The organism is Acinetobacter sp. SwsAc6, assembly GCF_013391565.1.
Taxonomy (GTDB): Bacteria; Pseudomonadota; Gammaproteobacteria; order Pseudomonadales; family Moraxellaceae; genus Acinetobacter; species Acinetobacter cumulans.
This window is the reverse complement of record NZ_JACAXE010000006.1, coordinates 107434-125502: the sequence shown is the minus strand read 5'-3', so window position 1 is coordinate 125502 and position 18069 is coordinate 107434. Positions and strand designations below refer to the sequence as shown.

At 39.2% G+C, this 18069-nt stretch carries 14 protein-coding genes and 2 tRNA genes; 5 read left to right on the top strand and 11 right to left on the bottom strand.

Annotation, left to right across the window (positions count from 1 at the left end; translation table 11 throughout):
* Positions 1–8: 8 nt before the first annotated feature.
* From epmA to HYG93_RS06380, 5 genes are all read right to left on the bottom strand, one after another.
* Positions 9–986 carry an EF-P lysine aminoacylase EpmA gene (gene epmA / locus HYG93_RS06400; protein WP_178962080.1) on the bottom strand — a complete coding sequence of 326 codons (978 nt, stop codon included), beginning with the start codon at positions 984–986 and terminating at the stop codon, positions 9–11.
* Positions 983–2050, bottom strand: a complete 1068-nt coding sequence (locus tag HYG93_RS06395) for a 4-phosphoerythronate dehydrogenase (protein ID WP_106986427.1) — start codon at positions 2048–2050, stop codon at positions 983–985. The genes epmA and HYG93_RS06395 overlap by 4 nt, the downstream gene beginning before the upstream one ends.
* A 185-nt stretch (positions 2051–2235) precedes the next feature.
* The gene (locus tag HYG93_RS06390; protein ID WP_106986428.1) at positions 2236–2988 is read right to left on the bottom strand and encodes a class II aldolase/adducin family protein; all 753 of its coding nucleotides are present in this window, start codon (positions 2986–2988) and stop codon (positions 2236–2238) included.
* Positions 2989–3287: 299 nt separating this feature from the next.
* Positions 3288–3378 (bottom strand) — tRNA-Ser (locus HYG93_RS06385).
* Between the two features lie 319 nt (positions 3379–3697).
* A tRNA-Ser gene (locus tag HYG93_RS06380) sits at positions 3698–3788 on the bottom strand.
* 271 nt (positions 3789–4059) lie between these two features.
* Here HYG93_RS06380 and greB point away from each other — a divergent pair.
* Positions 4060–4539, top strand: a complete 480-nt coding sequence (greB, locus tag HYG93_RS06375) for a transcription elongation factor GreB (RefSeq protein ID WP_117006510.1) — start codon at positions 4060–4062, stop codon at positions 4537–4539.
* Between the two features lie 68 nt (positions 4540–4607).
* Here greB and HYG93_RS06370 read toward each other — a convergent pair whose 3' ends face one another.
* Positions 4608–5525 carry a LysR family transcriptional regulator gene (locus tag HYG93_RS06370; RefSeq protein ID WP_106986430.1) on the bottom strand — a complete coding sequence of 306 codons (918 nt, stop codon included), beginning with the start codon at positions 5523–5525 and terminating at the stop codon, positions 4608–4610.
* A gap of 1166 nt (positions 5526–6691) precedes the next feature.
* Between HYG93_RS06370 and HYG93_RS06365 the strand changes: the two genes are divergently transcribed.
* Positions 6692–7804 (top strand): transglycosylase SLT domain-containing protein, encoded by a 1113-nt coding sequence (locus HYG93_RS06365; protein ID WP_106986431.1) that lies wholly within the window; start codon positions 6692–6694, stop codon positions 7802–7804.
* A gap of 97 nt (positions 7805–7901) precedes the next feature.
* Here the strand turns inward: HYG93_RS06365 and HYG93_RS06360 are convergent, their stop codons facing one another.
* A complete protein-coding gene (locus HYG93_RS06360) occupies positions 7902–8285 on the bottom strand; it encodes an SCP2 sterol-binding domain-containing protein (RefSeq protein ID WP_106986432.1) in 384 nt (127 codons plus the stop codon).
* Positions 8286–8508: 223 nt separating this feature from the next.
* Positions 8509–9438: a tRNA 2-thiocytidine(32) synthetase TtcA gene (gene ttcA / locus HYG93_RS06355; protein WP_106986433.1), complete on the bottom strand. Its 930-nt coding sequence runs from the start codon at positions 9436–9438 to the stop codon at positions 8509–8511.
* A gap of 501 nt (positions 9439–9939) precedes the next feature.
* On the opposite strand from ttcA, the gene HYG93_RS06350 reads away from it, so the two are divergent.
* Positions 9940–10815, top strand: a complete 876-nt coding sequence (locus tag HYG93_RS06350; protein WP_106986434.1) for a lytic transglycosylase domain-containing protein — start codon at positions 9940–9942, stop codon at positions 10813–10815.
* A 134-nt stretch (positions 10816–10949) separates the two neighbouring features.
* Positions 10950–11855 (top strand): protease HtpX, encoded by a 906-nt coding sequence (gene htpX / locus HYG93_RS06345; protein WP_106986435.1) that lies wholly within the window; start codon positions 10950–10952, stop codon positions 11853–11855.
* Positions 11856–11937: 82 nt separating this feature from the next.
* Here the strand turns inward: htpX and HYG93_RS06340 are convergent, their stop codons facing one another.
* Positions 11938–12534, bottom strand: coding sequence for a DUF4112 domain-containing protein (locus tag HYG93_RS06340; RefSeq protein WP_106986436.1), 597 nt, complete (start codon positions 12532–12534; stop codon positions 11938–11940).
* Between the two features lie 61 nt (positions 12535–12595).
* Positions 12596–13936 (bottom strand): magnesium transporter, encoded by a 1341-nt coding sequence (mgtE, locus tag HYG93_RS06335; RefSeq protein WP_256733392.1) that lies wholly within the window; start codon positions 13934–13936, stop codon positions 12596–12598.
* A 547-nt stretch (positions 13937–14483) separates the two neighbouring features.
* On the opposite strand from mgtE, the gene HYG93_RS06330 reads away from it, so the two are divergent.
* Positions 14484–17585, top strand: coding sequence for a multidrug efflux RND transporter permease subunit (locus HYG93_RS06330; RefSeq protein WP_178962076.1), 3102 nt, complete (start codon positions 14484–14486; stop codon positions 17583–17585).
* Between the two features lie 90 nt (positions 17586–17675).
* Here HYG93_RS06330 and HYG93_RS19220 read toward each other — a convergent pair.
* Positions 17676–18069 (bottom strand): hypothetical protein (locus tag HYG93_RS19220; RefSeq protein ID WP_218646783.1); only part of this gene is annotated, 394 nt, incomplete at its 5' end.

Sequence of the window (18069 nt, the reverse complement as noted above, 5' to 3'; positions counted from 1 at the left end):
AATAGATCTTATGAAATATCAGCGGTGAAAGTAATGACTTTTTCCAATTTCATTTGATTTTGCACCACCATTAGCAAGCGATCAATGCCTAAAGCGATCCCTGAACATTCGGGCATAGTGGGTAAGGCAGCTAGCAAATACTCATCAATCGGCATGATATGCAAACCAAGCTTTTCACGTTCCGCATTATCCGCCTCAAAACGACTACGAAGCACATCTGCATCAATCAGTTCATCATAGGCATTGGCCAATTCTAAACCTTCGATATACAGTTCAAAGCGTGCCGCCACCAACTCACCGTCTTCATCAATACGCGTTTTTGCTAGTGATGCCATTTCAGGTGGAAAGTCCGTTAAAAATACGGGGGTATCAAACCCTAAACTCGGTTCTACCATGTGTGAAAACAATAAATCGATATAGGCTAAACGGTCGTCGCCTAAATCTAAATTTAAGCCCACACGGCGACAAGCATCTTTCAGCTCTTGTAGCGTTGCCTTAAGTGGGTTCAAATCCAAACGATCCATAAATGCGTGTTTATAACTATAAATGGTGGGTCTAACTTCACCAAAGCGATGTGCTAAAACAACATTTAATAAGTCGGTAACTTCTAACATTAAATCTTTCAGTGAAAATACAGGTCGATACCATTCCAACATGGTAAATTCACTATTATGTTTACGACCATGCTCATCATCACGGAATACTTTGCAAATTTGATAAATGGGTCCGCTACCATGAGCCAATAAACGCTTCATAGCAAACTCAGGCGAAGTTTGTAAATAATGCGTGGCCTTTTTACCTAAAACATGACGCTGGGCTTGTACTGAAGCTAAATGCACATCCGTTACCCCTGCTTGAGATAAGACTGGCGTTTCCACTTCCAATACATCACGTGATGCAAAAAACTGACGTAACTGTGCATACATTTTTGCACGCGCACGCATCGCTTCTAAATCACAAGTCGGTTGATAATGTACATGACTCATGCTTTAGGCCCTCCATGCGCAGCCCATTCACGACGAAGCGGATAGGTTTTACGTAAATAGTCAAAAGCTTTTTGATCTACCTTACCATCCGCCAGACAGGCACGCAGATTTGCATCATCACGAGCAATATCATAAATTTCTGTCAGATGATTTTTTAGCGCTTCTTTTAGTGTCTGATTAACGAATAGTGCTTCGCAAGTGGGTAATTGCGTTTCAAATTGTTTGCTTGCAACATAATGAAAGGTTTTGCAAAAAGCCTCATAGATCATTTGTGTGCCACGTGCTTTGCCTTCTAAGCTATAACCCGCAATATGTGGTGTAACCAAAGTGATTAAGTTAAGCAATTCTTCTGAAATTTCTGGCTCATGTTCAAATACATCAAGCACGACTTGACGCTGATTTTTTTGAATATCTGTAATTAAATCCGCTTCTGCAACCACTGGCCCACGTGCAGAGTTAATCAAAATTGCATCTTTTTTCATTTGCGACAATGCAGATGCATCGATTAAGTGATAAGTCGAATGCTGAACATTTTTGGTCAACGGCACATGTGTTGAAATCGCATCGGCAGTTTTTAATAGTTCTGCAAATTCTACTTGCTTGACATGATCGCGTTGCACAAAAGGATCGTAGCCAATCACATTCCAACCCAATAGCTGTGCCATTGTCGCCAAACGTGAACCGACATTACCCAAACCAACAACACCCAAAGTAAAAGCATCGCCAGCGTCTAATAATTCAGGTTTTAATTTTAATAAAGCAGTAATGACATATTCTGCAACAGCTTGCGCATTACAACCTGCCGCATTTGACCATGTCATGCCTTGTTGCTCAATTGCAGCGATATCTAAATGATCTGTTCCAATCGTTGCACTACCCACAAATTTTAATGATGATCCAGCAATAAGCGTTGTATTTACTTTCGTTACAGAACGAACCAAAAGTGCATCCGCATCTTGCACATCAGTTGCCGTTAAAGTGCGACCTGCTTTTTGTTGTATTTCACCAAATTCTGCAAAGAAATATTCGGTATATGCCAGATTTTCATCTGCAACAATTTTCATAATACATTCCACTACTGTAATGGCACTATGATAACGCTTTGGCTAGACGCTGACTATTCTCTCTTCCCTCACGCCCAGACCTACTAAGATAAAATAAGCCACATCTTATTCAATTCGTACTCTGCCTTAGCTTTATATAAAGCTAAAACCATGTCGATTTTTTGATTGGGCAATGCTTCGTCAAACTATTGGCAATAATCCGCTTTTTGATCTTCAATTAATGACAATGCGGCATTCCAGGCCACCCTAATAATAGGCTCTGCCTGTGGACTTTCAAATTGTTTGAGTGTGTGTTCACGCACTTCTGGACTAGGATAATGCAATGATGAACTGCTCAAGGCTTTAATCTGAATTTGGCATGCACGTTCTAAAAAGTAAATTTCATGAAAGGCTCGTGCAACCGTATCACCTGTTGCCAGCAACCCGTGATTACGTAAAATCATGCACCGATAATGGGCCATGTCTTTCACCAAACGTACCCGCTCTTCAGTCGAAAAAGCAATCCCTTCATATTCATGATAAGCAATATTTTGATAAAACTTCAGCGCATGTTGTGATAAAGGTAATAGGCCTTGTGTCTGTGCTGAAACCGCAATACCATCCGCAGTATGGGTATGTATTACACAGTTTATATCTGCCCGCGCATGATGTAAGGCGGAATGAATTACAAAACCTGCAACATTAACCATTTTACCTTCATCATAATGTGCGACGATGTTCCCTTCATGATCAATTTTGACCAAATCTGAAGCGCGCATACGATCAAAGGTAACGCCATATTTATTAATTAAAAAATATTCAGGCTGATGTGCTAAACGTAAACTAATGTGCGTATCAATTAAGTCAGTCATTTTATAATAAGCAATCAAACGATATAAGGCCGCCAGCTGACAACGTGCTTGCCATTCCTGTTCATCAATTTCTAGTGGTTTATCCATTTCTCACTCCTTATTATTTGATAACTCAGCGACTTTTTATTTGATTATTCGTATGAATTATTCTTAGCAATTTTATCATAGTGCTACCACGAATCTCTTGTTTCAGACTACAGTCTATTTCATACAGATTTATGGTTACTATGCTTTTATCGCATTTAATGTTGGACTTAAGCAAAGTACTTCAATAGTAGAATGTTTATTTGTATCAAGTCTATCTATTCTTTCGGCTCATGAATGGATATTGGCCTAAATGAGACACAAAAAAAAAGCCCTTGTTTTCACAAGGGCTTTTTTGAATTTGGCGGAAGCGGTGAGATTCGAACTCACGGAGGGGTATAAGCCCTCGTCGGTTTTCAAGACCGGTGCATTAAACCGCTCTGCCACGCTTCCATGGGCGCTATCATATAAATATTCTTTCAGAATGGCAAATATTTTTCAGATATTTCATAGTAATTTAGCACTGTTTAATTATTTTTTATTCAATTCAACGAGAGCGACATGTTTTTTAGGCATTCATGTACATTTAAATGTCTTACTCAGCATTGTGTTCTAGATCGTTAGCGTCTTTATAAAACAAAATACAAGCGTGGATTTTGCCTTAGAAATAGACGTCATCTTAGCGTGAGCATTTTAAGACGACTTTGCTATCAACAACAAATAAAATTCCAAGTATAAAAAAACCCAATCTTTCGATTGGGTTTTTTGAATTTGGCGGAAGCGGTGAGATTCGAACTCACGGAGGGGTATAAGCCCTCGTCGGTTTTCAAGACCGGTGCATTAAACCGCTCTGCCACGCTTCCATGTTGCGCATCATATAAATAAAATGAGTGCTTGGCAATTATTTTTCAACAATTTCGGTTTGAGTGCTCAAAATAAAAACAAAATACTCATTCCACAACTTTACATATCGCTTGTGAGGAAACGATCAGCAAAAACTCCGTGCTGAATCGAATAAGATCTTTCAAATCAAAGCGCTTGATATTCAGCTTCAGCGCCCTATGATAGTAGCAAGCTGATAACAGCTCATTCTTACTACGGCATCGTTTATCACACAAATTGGAGACGAATCTTTTGAATCGAAAACTACTCACAGCTGAAGGTTATCAACGACTACAAGATGAGTTAAACGATTTGGTTCGTAAGGAACGTCCTGAAATCACCAAAATTGTGTCTTGGGCTGCCAGTCTTGGCGATCGCTCAGAAAATGCTGACTACCACTACAACAAAAGAAAGCTACGTGAAATTGACCGTCGTATTCGCTTTTTAACCAAGCTGTTTGAAGTGGCACATAAAGTCGAATACAGCCCAGAACAAGATGGTAAAGCATATTTTGGGGCGTGGGTCGAACTCGAAAATGATGATGCTGAACGCATTAAATTTCGTATTGTCGGTGATGAAGAAATATATGGGCGTAAAGATTATATCTCTTTGCAATCTCCTGTAGCCAAAGCCTGCTTAGGCAAATCCATCGATGATGAAATACAAGTACAAACACCCAATGGTAAAAAAAGCTGGTATATCATTCAAATTCAATATGATGCACCAGCCTAATCTCAATTCAAGATTACCATTAAACCCCAAACACTGTGTATGTATTTGTAGGTAAAGCTAAGCTGACTTTATACATAGTAAATGGTGCGCTTCTTAGAAAATTTATCCAGCTGTTTTAAAAAGCCTTCAAAATAATCTTTTTCTTTCTCTTCAGTTCGATAGCCAGCATATAAGGTGCGACGCAAACCCGTTGCTGACACACAATCTAAACGGCGTGAAGTCACCCAGCCTTTTTGTTCATATTCATTTACCACCCAATCAGGTAAAGCAGCAATACCTCTACCACTTGCGACCAATTGAATTAACATTTGCGTTAAATCTGTAGTACGGATTTGCTTCGGCAAAATATTTGCAGGTATAAACAAGCGCGACATAATATCCAAACGATGCTTATCGACGGGGTAAGTTACCAATGTTTCATCTGCAAGCTCTTGTACCGTAATATCTTTCGCTCTAACTAAGGGATGCGTATTCGACAAAACTAAACGTGATTCATATTCAAAGATAGGAAAATATTCAATGCCTTTTAGTGCAATAGGATCCGCAGTAATTAATAAGTCAAACTCCCCTGTTTGTAACAGTTCATGTGGATTCGCTTCAAAACCTGAGGCAAAGTCTAAATCGACATCTGGATACTGCTGGCGATATTGATTAAGCAAAGGCATGAGCCAATCAAAACAACTATGACATTCTGAAGAAAAAGTAATTCGACCCGTTTGCCCATGCACAATACGCGTAATATCCGATTGGGCAATTTGCACTTGAGGTAAAATTTCATCGGCTAACTTTAATAAACGTTGCCCTACATTGGAAAAACTTACCGGGCGACTGCGACGGTTAACTACCTCAACACCAAACCAATGGTCAAGCTCTTTAAGTTGATGCGAAATCGCAGAAGGTGTGAGACACAAATCATTGGCTGCTGATACCAAAGAACCATGCTCTCTTAAAGCGATCAGCGTTTTTAAATGACGAAGTTCAATCATGGGAGATCTAGATGTAATAATCAATGCAAACACTATAAGTGAATATTTTTCATCTTTCAATTTTAATCATTAGATTCCTTCACAAACAAAGTTTTCTTCCTTTCAAATACAGTCCTCCTATATGTGGAATTCCGTCCAAATCCAGATTCTCAACGACAGACTTGCTCTGCAAATCAAATAGCATCAAGAATGCTTTAAATGGCTAGCCTTAATACAGCGACATTTATGGATCAGGGATCTATCAAATATAGGCATCAAATTTTTAATAGCTAAAATCGTAAATATGACTAAAAAGTGTCAATGAAAAATGGGACATGATTGGCTGTTATTTCCTGCAAAAGCACAGCAATTTTTACTTATCAAGCTGAACACTAAAATTTGCATAAATTTCATACATTAGATCAACTCTTTTCTTCATATATACATCCTGAATTTTATTTAAAAATCTCAGTTTTTAAAGCTCTCATGATGGCCTAATCTTATCGGTAGTTATCGCTTAAGCTCGTTGTACTGTTAATGGCTTATTTACAACTATCGTTTTCACCTATAAAACAAGTTAATTTTGTCTATTTTACAATCAAGCATACAACAATATCTCGTTGTTATTTATTGCATATTTAGTGCATTTTTTTTAAAAGTAGCCCAATACTCCAAAGTTTAAATTGAACCATCAAATACACTGTAATATACGTAAAATCTGAGTTTATTTAACGCATAAAATAAGTCCATTTAAGATACAAAACAGCCTCGTTTCAGGTCATTTTTTGAAGAATGACATTTTCAATTTAATAAGATTTTTTGACATATTTACTTTCATTTTCAAGTATCAAAATTTACACAATTCGCTCACTTTTAACACAACACTTGTACCACCATATTTTGCAATTTTTTTTATTTATTTATTTCAATAACTTATATTGTTAATTTTTAAATATTTTCGTACAAAATTTGACAAGCATTTTTTTGCTCTTTATTATGCGCACATCTTTTAAGCGAATTTGTTTTTTCATCAGTGTAGAAATTCTACATATTTCCCATTTTTTCCTAGTCATTCTGAATGACGTTCATGACTGCCCAACCCTTATTGAATTTATCAAACTTGAGAAAGTATGAGGCATTTTTTGTCTTCACTTTTTAGGGCATAAATTACTTGTAGCGGAGACAACATGCACAGTAGTTCAACTTCTGGGTCGAGGCTTTGCCTTAACTCTTTAAACTCTCTCCCTTTAAAAGCATTTGTATTTAGTACTGTCTTAATTCCGTTTCACAGTATTAATGCAAGTAAGACAACCCATCAATATGATTCGGTTGTAAATAGCAACAAACTAATTGTCGTATCAGTTGCAGATGTAAGCACTGCCTTTAAAGATGGCCAGCACTTACATGGCTTTGGTTATGACCTTGCGCGCAACTATGCAGAAAGCATCAATGTAAAACTTGATTTTAAAATTGTTCCAGACAATGCAACCGCTTTAAAAATGGTATCTAAAGGTCAAGCCAACTTCGCCATGACCACCAGTAGCATTCAATCGATTGAAGCTAAGCATTTAACTTCATTTTCTGCGAGCTGTGGCGATACCGTTTCACTGCAAAAAAATGGCTTAAATAGCAACCTGAATTGGGTTTTTAAAGACGCCAGTGATCCACTTAGCCAAACTGCAAGTGGTTTTATTTGCCGTGCAAAGCAAAATGGTTCTATTGGGCAATTAGCATCTTTTTATAATCGTAATGTTTTAAAGCAAGATGCGCTCAACACGATCCAACGGGATCTGAGCAAACGTATGCCTATATATAAGGCAAGCTTTAAGAAAACTGCACAGCAATATAATCTTGACTGGCATTTATTGGCAGCTATTGGTTATCAAGAGTCATATTTAAAACCGGACTCTGTATCACCTACTGGCGTACGCGGGCTGATGATGCTGACCAACAGCACAGCGAAAGCAATGGGTGTAAGTAATCGCACAGATCCAGCGCAAAGCATCCAAGGCGGTGCGAAGTACTATGATCAAATGCTGGCACGATATGCACATATCCCAATGCCTGACCGTAACTGGTATGCATTGGTTGCATATAACATGGGGCCAGGTGCAGTTTCGCAATTGCAAAGCAAAATTAAAGCTCAGGGTAAAAATCCAAACAAATGGGTGAACCTCTACACTTATTTAGACCGTAACAAAGCCAGCAATGGTCGTTATCGTCAAGCTGTACAATATGTCACACGTATCCGTGCCTATTTAGAGCATATTAAGACCACACCGCAATTGGTGAATATCTAAAGCTAGTTTTATACGCCTCGCTCAAAGATCGAAAAAAAAAAGCTTACCCAAGGGTAAGCTTTTTTGATTTGAAGTGATTCACTTCATCTCATGAGTCTTAAGCCGTTTGCTCAAGTACTTTTTTGAATAAGTCTTTTTGTTCTTGGCTAGGCTTTGCAGTTTGCAGTGCCATCAATTGTGACATGTCACCTTGAACTTTTATTTTGCCTGTCATGAATGCTTGCATAGCTGCAGCCATATCAAACTCAAGGAATACTTTACGTAAAGTTTCAGCATCCATGTTTAGCGTTGTTTTTGCGTTTGCAGATAAGCCTTTTTTAATTGCGCCACCGTCTAAAGACAATTCAGTATTGCCAGAAGCGTCTGCAACAACCAAATTAATCGCAAGATTTGCCAGAGCTGGTGGTAAGTTTAAGTCACCTGCTTGAGCAGTTAGAGTTTCTACAGTCGAAAACCAATCGTCAGTTAAAAAAGCTGGCATGTTCTATCCTCAATCTCTTTGTTCGTGTGTGCAGCCTATCCAGACAGCATTTTAAAAGAAGCATTTTTTGCTTGTCGCTTGTTATAGCATGATCACCTGCAAAATAGCTAAAGAATTTTGCACGCACCGTTCAATTTTAATCAAAACCATACAACAATGAATAAAATCAAATACATAAAAAAAGCACCTGAGTTTCAGATGCTTTTTTGAATGCCTTTAGAACTTAGTCCGCAACAAAACCTAAATTCACCATGTTAATGCGTTTGCTTTCGCCTTCTGGTGCTTCTTCAGTTGAGCATGCACCCTCTTTGAAGTCAAACTCACGTTCACTATCTAGCGCTTCGAAATCAAATAATTCTCGGTCAGCCAATTGTGATGGTGATACATTTTGCAATGCACCAAAAATGCTGTGCAAACGTTTTGGATATTCTTTATCCCAGCTACGAAGCATATCGTTCAATATGGCACGCTGTAAGTTTTCTTGCGAGCCACATAAGTTACATGGAATGATTGGAAACTTGCGCATTTCAGCATATTTGATAATGTCTTTTTCTTCCACATAAGCCAGTGGACGAATCAAGATATTCTTTTTATCCGAAGATAAAAGTTTTGGTGGCATCGCTTTTAAGCTACCGCCATGGAACAAGTTCAAAAAGAAAGTCGCCAAGATATCATCACGATGATGACCTAAAGCCACTTTAGTTGCACCAATTTCTTGCGCAAAACCATACAAAGAACCACGACGTAAACGAGAACACACAGCACAATAAGTTTTACCTTCAGGGGTAAGTTTTTTTGTGATGCTATAAGTGTCTTTTTCCAAGATATAGTACGGAATGTTATTTTCTTCTAAATAACGTGGCAGTACTTCTTCAGGGAAACCTGGCTGTTTTTGGTCAAGGTTAACTGCAACCACATCAAAGTTGATTGGCGCAATGCGTTTAAACTGAAGCAAGATATCCAGCAAGGTATAACTGTCTTTACCACCAGAAATACACACCATAACCTTGTCACCATCTTCGATCATTTTAAAATCGCGGATCGCATGACCGACTTGGCGACGGAGCTTTTTCAGCAAACGATAGTAAGCTGAGCTGGTAGGCAGTTCAGGCTTGAAATTAAATCCTTGTTCGGACTCAACTGGCGAGTACATAGACGAGATTAACCCATAAATAAAATAACCGCGCAATTTTAGCTGATTCGCTCTCTCACCGCATTAAAAGAATGTAAATTCCATAAATTGTCAAAATACAGTCATAATCAAGTAATCGAAGCGCGGTAAATTTGAACGCTTGCGTCTGTTTTTTAGCCAAGATGCTTATCTTTTGGACTTTTCCACAGTTTTCCACAAAAGCTGTGGATAACTTTGTGGATTCTAAAAGGCTTGACAGCTTGATCCACCCTTATTTTAAGGCTTTCATTTAGATTGATCATTTTTTGATCAATTTAATATTCCTTAAATATCAATACCTTAAATGTGTCAAGTTATGCTCATTAAAAAAAAATAAATATTTTTTTTGATTATTGAATCAGCAAAATGACTTGCTTTTTACAAACTAGCCGATAAATAAACAGATCAAAGCTTTTCATCGCTTTTATTTTTGCTACACTCTATTTGTACTGTTTGGGGACAGAAGTTTTTTCGACGACGACAATGAAAAATAAATCAAAAAATTTTGCATTTTGCATTTTGGGATCAGTACTGTCTTTCGGCATGGTTGAAATAAGCCATGCAGGAAAAATTTATATTTATAAAGATAAACAAGGCAGCACCCTACTCACCAACCGTCAAAGTGCAGATAAATCACTCACAAAAGTGAAAGTGACCTATTATCCAGACAGTAATATCCACACTTATAATAACTGGGGATCAAACGAATCTTCAGTTTTGCCCAGCTATAGCCGTAACAAAAATGCCTTCGACCACATTATTAAACAGGCCGCTCAACAACACGGTGTTTCTGAAGGTTTAATTAAAGCCGTCATGCATACTGAATCTGGCTTTAATGTGAATGCCCGTTCCCCAGTCGGTGCCCAAGGTCTAATGCAACTGATGCCAGCAACAGCTCGACGCTTTAATGTGTCAAATGCTTATGATCCATTTCAAAACATTATGGCAGGTGCACGTTACTTGGCATGGTTAACCAAGCGCTTTAATGGCAACACGTCTTTAGTTTTAGCTGGTTATAATGCAGGAGAAGGCAATGTGCAAAAGTACGGCGGTGTGCCACCTTTTCGTGAAACACAAGACTATGTACGCCGTGTGACCAGTCGCTATAACAACTTATATGCAAACGGCGCAAGTACAATCAGCGATTACAATACCAGTACGGCATCAAATTCAGGTGCAGGCAAAATCATTGCTAGCTCAGCCAATTATGAGCAAAATGAAACATCGACTGAACTTAAAGCCAGTAATAAATATCAGCGTCATGTAATTCAAAATGCGAGCAATAGCTTTACTGATGCACCAGGCTCCTATACCACGGCCAATGCGACTGCCTCTGCACATATCTATTTTAAAGATTAAAAAGACAGCATTTTTCTTTTTTCTGAGAGATTTACTAATTATTTCTTGAAATTATTAGACTTTCACCTCATATTGAACTTAATGATTATGATTTGTAGATCAGATTATTTTTCCATAATACGAGGATTTTCTCAATGATGCGGATTGGTTTGTTCTTGCTAACCAACCTCGCGGTACTGATTGTAGCTGGCATTATTTTGTCACTCTTCGGTGTCGGCAGTTACCACGGCGCAGGCGGCTTACAGCTTGGCAACCTAATGGTAATCTGTTTTGTGTTTGGTATGGTTGGTTCTTTAATTTCTCTATTCATGTCTAAATGGATGGCGAAAAAAACCACTGGTACTGAAATTATCGACCCGAACGCACCGCGTAGCCAAGCTGAAGCGTGGCTTTTACAAGAAGTTGCTCAACTTGCGCAACGTGCTGGCATTAAAATGCCTGAAGTTGGTATTTTCCCCTCTTATCAATCTAACGCTTTCGCAACAGGTTGGAACAAAAACGACGCACTTGTCGCTGTTTCAACGGGTTTGCTAGAACGTATGAACAAAGACGAACTTCGCGCTGTATTGGCACATGAAATTGGCCACGTAGCCAATGGCGACATGGTGACCTTGGCTTTGGTTCAAGGTGTAGTCAACGCCTTTGTGATGTTCTTTGCACGTGTTGCAGGCGATTTTATTGACCGTAATGTCTTTGGTCGCGAAGAAGGTGAAGCACCTGGTATCGCTTATTTTGTGATTACGATTGTGCTGGATATCGTGTTTGGTATTCTTGCTTCATCTATCGTGATGTGGTTCTCGCGTTATCGTGAATACCGCGCTGACGAAGCGGGTGCTCGCCTAGCAGGCAAACAAGCCATGATTTCTGCATTGTTACGTTTACAAGCAGAATCTGAAATGCCAGATGCGATGCCTAAAGAAATGAAAGCTTTTGCGATTTCTGCAGGACGTGAAGAAGGTTTTAGTTTAGCTGCTTTGTTCCAAACTCACCCAACGATCGAACAACGTGTTGCCGCATTACAGCAATTAGATTGCCCATAATGTTAGCTTAAGTATTCGATGAAAAAAGCCTCCTTCGCGGAGGCTTTTTTAATGTCTGTATTGTTGTTTAAATACATCACATTTAAAAATGCTGTATCCATTGCCACAACCAAACACCACCCATCCACATCGCAAATAAAAATAATACAATGAACAACAGCCCCAACAAGTCTGGAATATGAATCCAGATCCACGCCACAATTGGATTACGCCAAAAAGCTGAATGTTGCTGTTTCTGTTCTAATTGTTCGTGCAAGAAAGGATGCACCACATGTGTATCACTACGAATTTGATATTCTTCACGAATATGCGTATGTACCACATCTAAGGCCTTGCGACTTGGACGAATAAAAACATCAAATACCGTTCCTACAATAGGAATAAAGCCCACAACAGCATCTAACATTGCCATTTTCATCACAGGGTTTAGTTTTTGCTGTGGTACACCAATTTGCTTGGCTTTCATAATGGCATAACAGGTCAAAACAAAACCTGCGATGTCTCCTGCAATTGGAATGGTACTTAAAGCAGCATCCGCACCTACGCCTTGCTTGGTAAATGGAATCCTTATGACAGAGTCCATCATGTTGGCAAATTTAGCCAAGTCACGTTCTAAGCGAATCACCTCTTGCTCTGACAATTTTTTTTCAAGATTTTTAATCTGTTTATTTTCGGTCATTGTATTGTCCAAATGCGATTAAATCAGGCAAAACATAAGTTATAAATCCATAGTAACTTACTTAAAGTAATAGCTGAGAGGCAATAAATAAATACACCAATACACCAGAGGCGTCACAAATAGAAGTCACTAAGGGTGCAGATGCACTGGCTGGGTCTAGCCCCATGCGGTTTAATATAAATGGCAGACTCATACCAATCAAACAACCCAACATCACAATTGCCATCATACTGAGTGCCAACACCAAAGCGACCATTTCATCACCACGGTAATAGCCCAATGCAGAGACGGCAATTGCCATCGTGGCGCCAAGACATAATGCCACCAAACTTTCACGGCCAATCAGATAAAACCAGTCTTTAAAATGCACATCCCCTGTTGCCAAGGCACGCACCATTAAAGTTGCAGATTGTGATCCTGCATTTCCGCCACTGCCAACCAATAAAGGTAAGAAGAACACCAATACTAAATTTGTGGCAATAATATCTTCAAAGTGTGCAATTCCAAATCCCGATAGCAAACTGCCAAATACTAAAAACACCAGCCAAAATACCCGCTTTTGATAGAGCTGAAAGATTGGCGCTGTTTTTAAACTCAGTTTGCTATTGGCATTGACCGCACCCGCTTTTAAAAAATCTTCAGTGGCTTCTTCACTGACCACATCCAAAGCATCGTCATAGGTCACAATACCCAGTAATTGCATTTGATCATTCACAATTGGCAAAGCAATAAAATCATAATAACTAAGCTTTTTAGCAACGCTTTCTTGGTCATCATCCACATGTGCATAAATTACTTCTTTATGCATTACATCGGCAATGATGTCCTCAGGATTGGCTAAAATCATTTCTCGTAATGAAATCACGCCTTTCAGTTGTTTGTGTTCATTCACGATATAAATTTGGTACAAGGTATCTGGATTAGACGTATCTTGTCTGAGTTGTTCTATCGCCTGCTGAATAGTAATTTCCGCAGGCAAAGTCGCGACATCCAAACTCATAATCGCGCCAGCGGATTCTTCCTGATATGCTGCTAAGGAACGAATTTGTAGTCGCTTATTTAAACTGAGTCGGGTATATAATTGCTTTTGTACGATGGGCGATAATGCCTTGACCAAATCTGCACTATCGTCTGAATGCATTTGCTCAATTATTTCAACCAAATCTGCAATATTCAGTTGCTCAGCTAATTTAACGCGCTCGGCTGGGCTATAAAATGAAAATACATCAGCCTTATTTCCCAATAAATGCAATAACTGCACCTGAGTGCTTGGCTTAAATTGCTGTAGTACCAGTGCAATATCGGCTGCATTTAAATATTGTAATAAATGATTAGCCTGTTCATATTGTTGGGACTGGATTGCGATTTTTATTTGCTCAACTAAGTTTTCTCTTTCAACCATCATCGCCTCCACTTATTTATGCATTCATGTCATCTTCATTTTTTATAAATTTTTACTACATTCTTTATACTCATTATGCCCTCAAGTCGGCTTATAAAAGCCCAAAAGTACAATAAATAAATATTCTCAATGGGTTTAAAACGCTTGTACTGATTGGAGATAGAACCTCAAACTGCAGAGCACTCTACACACGCAAAAACCATAAGACCCAGCCAAAGTAAAAATATTTTTAAATTATGCGCAATTTAATCACTAAGCATAATGAAGTGCTTTATTTAGAGATAATCTATATTTTCCTTAAATCCAATCATGGCTTCAGTTTACATTTGTAACATATAGGCACGCTTGCAAAGGCATGCAGTCAATCAAGTTGTATTTATTTTTTAGACTTGTTGCATGAGCTACATTTTTTATTCATGTTTTTAGTATATAAGTACAAAGTAATTTCTGTGTTTATGCTCAGTCTATTTTGGCTGATTTAAAGCGTTGGCGCTCGTAGCTTAACCTATAAATGGAACTTTTCAGCGCAATGGAAAGTAATTAAATTATGCTCTCTAAATATTTTATCCAGCGCCCTATTTTTGCTTTTGTACTGGCCATTTTTGTGATGGTTGCTGGTGTATTTGCATTATTAAATTTACCTGTAGAGCGTTATCCAGATATCGCGCCACCGCGTATTTCCATTAGCGCAACCTATTCAGGTGCAGATGCGCAAACTGTAGAAGAAAGCGTCACCCAAATATTAGAGCAGCAAATTACAGGGCTGGATCATTTACTGTATTTTAGCTCCAGCAGTGATGCCAATGGCCGTAGCCGCATTAATATTAGTTTTGAAAATGGTACTGATCCAGATACAGCGCAAGTTCAAGTACAAAACTCTATTAATAGTGTATTAAGTCGCTTACCAGATGATGTCCAACGCCAAGGGGTTAGAGTCCTCAAGTCTTTAGGTGATACCTATATGGTGATTGGCCTATATGATGAGCAACATAAAAGCAGCAATATTGAACTGTCTGATTATTTATTGACGCATTTAGAGAGCGAATTAGGACGCGTTGAAGGCGTTGGTGAAGTTGACGTATTTGGTTCAAAGTTTGCCATGCGGATATGGTTAAATCCAAATCAACTCAAAAAATACAACCTCATCCCAAGTGATATTCAAAAAGCAGTTGAAGCACAGAATACGCAAGTGGCTGCTGGTGGTATTGGTGAACTTCCTAGCGCACAAGAACAATATTTAAATGCCAAAGTCAGTTCGGGCTCTCGTTTAAAAACGCCTGAAGAATTTCAAAATATTATTTTAAAAGCCAATGTTGATGGTAGTTTTGTCTATTTAAAAGATGTTGCACGAGTAGAGTTAGGTGCAGAAAATTACCAATCTTACAACAGCATTAATGGTTATCCTTCTGCAGGTATGGCTATTTCTTTAGCCTCTGGTGCTAATGCCATTCAAACTGCAAAACGTATTCAAGACACCGTCGACCGTTTGTCTAAGTCTTTACCAAATGGCTATAAACTGGTTTATCCAAGCGACAACACACCATTTGTCCGTGAATCCATTAAAGAAGTGGTCAAAACATTATTTGAAGCCATTCTTTTGGTTATTGTCGTCATGTTCCTGTTTTTGCAAAGCTGGCGTGCAACTTTAATTCCTGCCATTACTGTTCCTGTCGTACTTTTAGGCACAATGGGTGTACTCCTGCTTTTAGGTTTGAGTATTAATACCCTCACCTTATTTGCACTTGTACTGGCCATTGGCCTACTGGTGGACGATGCCATTGTGGTGGTTGAAAATGTTGAACGGCTGATGCACGAACAACATTTAGATGCCAAACAAGCGTCTTTAGCTTCTATGCATGAAATTAGTGGCGCACTGGTGGGTATTACCTTGGTGCTCACTGCTGTATTTATTCCAATGGCATTTTTTGGTGGTTCTACTGGGGTCATTTATCGTCAGTTTGCACTGACCTTAATTACTGCCATGTCGATCTCACTTGCAGTCGCGTTAGTACTTACACCTGCATTGTGTGCACTTATTTTAAAACCAACGACACAACCATTTACTTGGGCGACGCGATTTAACCGCTTGCTTGAAGCTATAAAACATCAATATGTAAAACTTAGCCATACCATTATTGATTTTAAATGGGTGAGCTTTGTAATCATTGCTGCACTTATTCTTGTGTTTGCACTGTTTTATCGTGCCTTACCAACCAGCTTCTTACCCAATGAAGACCAAGGTCGTTTAAGTGTACAAATTACCTTACAAGACAATGCACCAATGTCACAGACCATGAAAGTGGGTGAATCGGTTCGTGATTATTTCTTAGAACATGAAAAAAATAATGTTGATCTGGTTATGCTCCGCTATGGCAGCAACCGTACGGGTACAGGTCAACACATGGCCCAAGGCTTTATTAAGCTCAAGCCGTGGGATGAACGTAGTGGGCAAAAAAATAATGCCAATGCTATACGTGAGCGTGCGAATGCTTATTTCCGTAGTCATGCCAATGCCAAAATTAACATTACTGCACCGCCAGTTGTCATTGGCTTAGGAGATACCGACAGCCTAAGTTTTTGGATTCGTGATATTAATGGTCAAGGTCGTCAATTTTTAAATCAGCAATTCACGCAATTAAAGCAAGATTCTGCGCAATACTCAGGTTTTGAAAATCTTGATAAAAAAGCTGCGCCAGACAAAGCCAAATTAGAGGTTAATATCGACCCTAAAGCGGCCATGTCTTCTGGCCTCGCGATGGCTGACATCAACAGTACATTATCAGCTGCATTGGGTGGTAAATATATCAATGACTTTATTGATAGAGGCCGAATTAAACGCGTCATGATACAAAGTGATGCGCCCTTCCGAGCTACACCAGAAGATTTGCAATACTGGTCTGTACGCAACAATCAAAATGAAATGGTACCCTTTGCGAGCTTCTCTACCATTAATTGGTCTGGTGGTCCAGAATTGGTCAACCGCTTTAATGGTTATAGTGCACTTGAAGTTAATGCAGACAAAACTGCAGCAGTTAGCTCAGGCCAAGCAATGCAACAAGTCGCAAGCTTGGTAGATCAAGCCAAAGATATTGATTTGGCTTGGAGCGGACTGTCTTTTGAGGAACAAAAAACCAGTAATCAAGCACTGTTTTTATATGCTGTTTCTATCGGATTTATTTTTCTATGTTTAGCGGCTTTATATGAAAGTTGGTCCATTCCTGCTGCGGTCATGATTGCGATTCCTTTAGGGATTGGAGGCTGTGTGATCTTTTCATTCTTGGGTGGTTTCCCAAATGATATTTATTTCCAAATCGCACTGCTCACAACCATTGGCTTATCGTGTAAAAATGCCATCTTAATTATTGAGTTTGCTGCAATGGCACAGCGCGAAGGCAAACATGTGATTGATGCAGCTATAGAAGCAGCTTCATTACGTTTTCGGCCAATCCTAATGACATCATTGGCCTTTGGTGCAGGTGTTATTCCACTGATATTTGCACAAGGTGCTGGCGCAGTCAGCCGTCAAGAAATCGGCCTGGGTGTATTTGGTGGAGTGATTTTTGGTACGGTCTTGGTTCTCATTTTTATTCCTTTTGCCTTCGTGATGATCCGCACATGGTTTAAACCCAAAGCCAGCCCAACAAAATAAAGTTTCTAACATAAAAAAAGACGCAAAATGCGTCTTTTTTTATGTGCTACCGATCAACCTAAAATTTAGACAATATGATCTTCAATTACATCATTTGGGCTGTACTGTAGATGTCGTATTCTGCGCTACTTCAACAACCTGCTCAATAACAGGCTTTACCGTTGTTCCTATCTCTGCAGTCACTACATCCGCTGATGGATTTTCAACATACGCCTCATCCAAACGACGCTCAAGTTGATGTTCAGCATTTGCTTCTTGTACTTTTGCTGTAGGAGTTACCAGCGCACCTTGTTCAGGTTCCTGTGTATTAACGGCTGATGTTTCTACCACTGTCTGTACAGTCGGTTGCATAGATGTTGTTGCAGGTGTTGCAGGTGTTGCAGGTGTTGCAGGTGTTGCAGGTGTTGCAGGTGTTGCAGGTGTTGCAGGTGTTGCAGGTGTTGCAGGTGTTGCAGGTGTTGCAGGTGTTGCAGGTGTTGCAGGT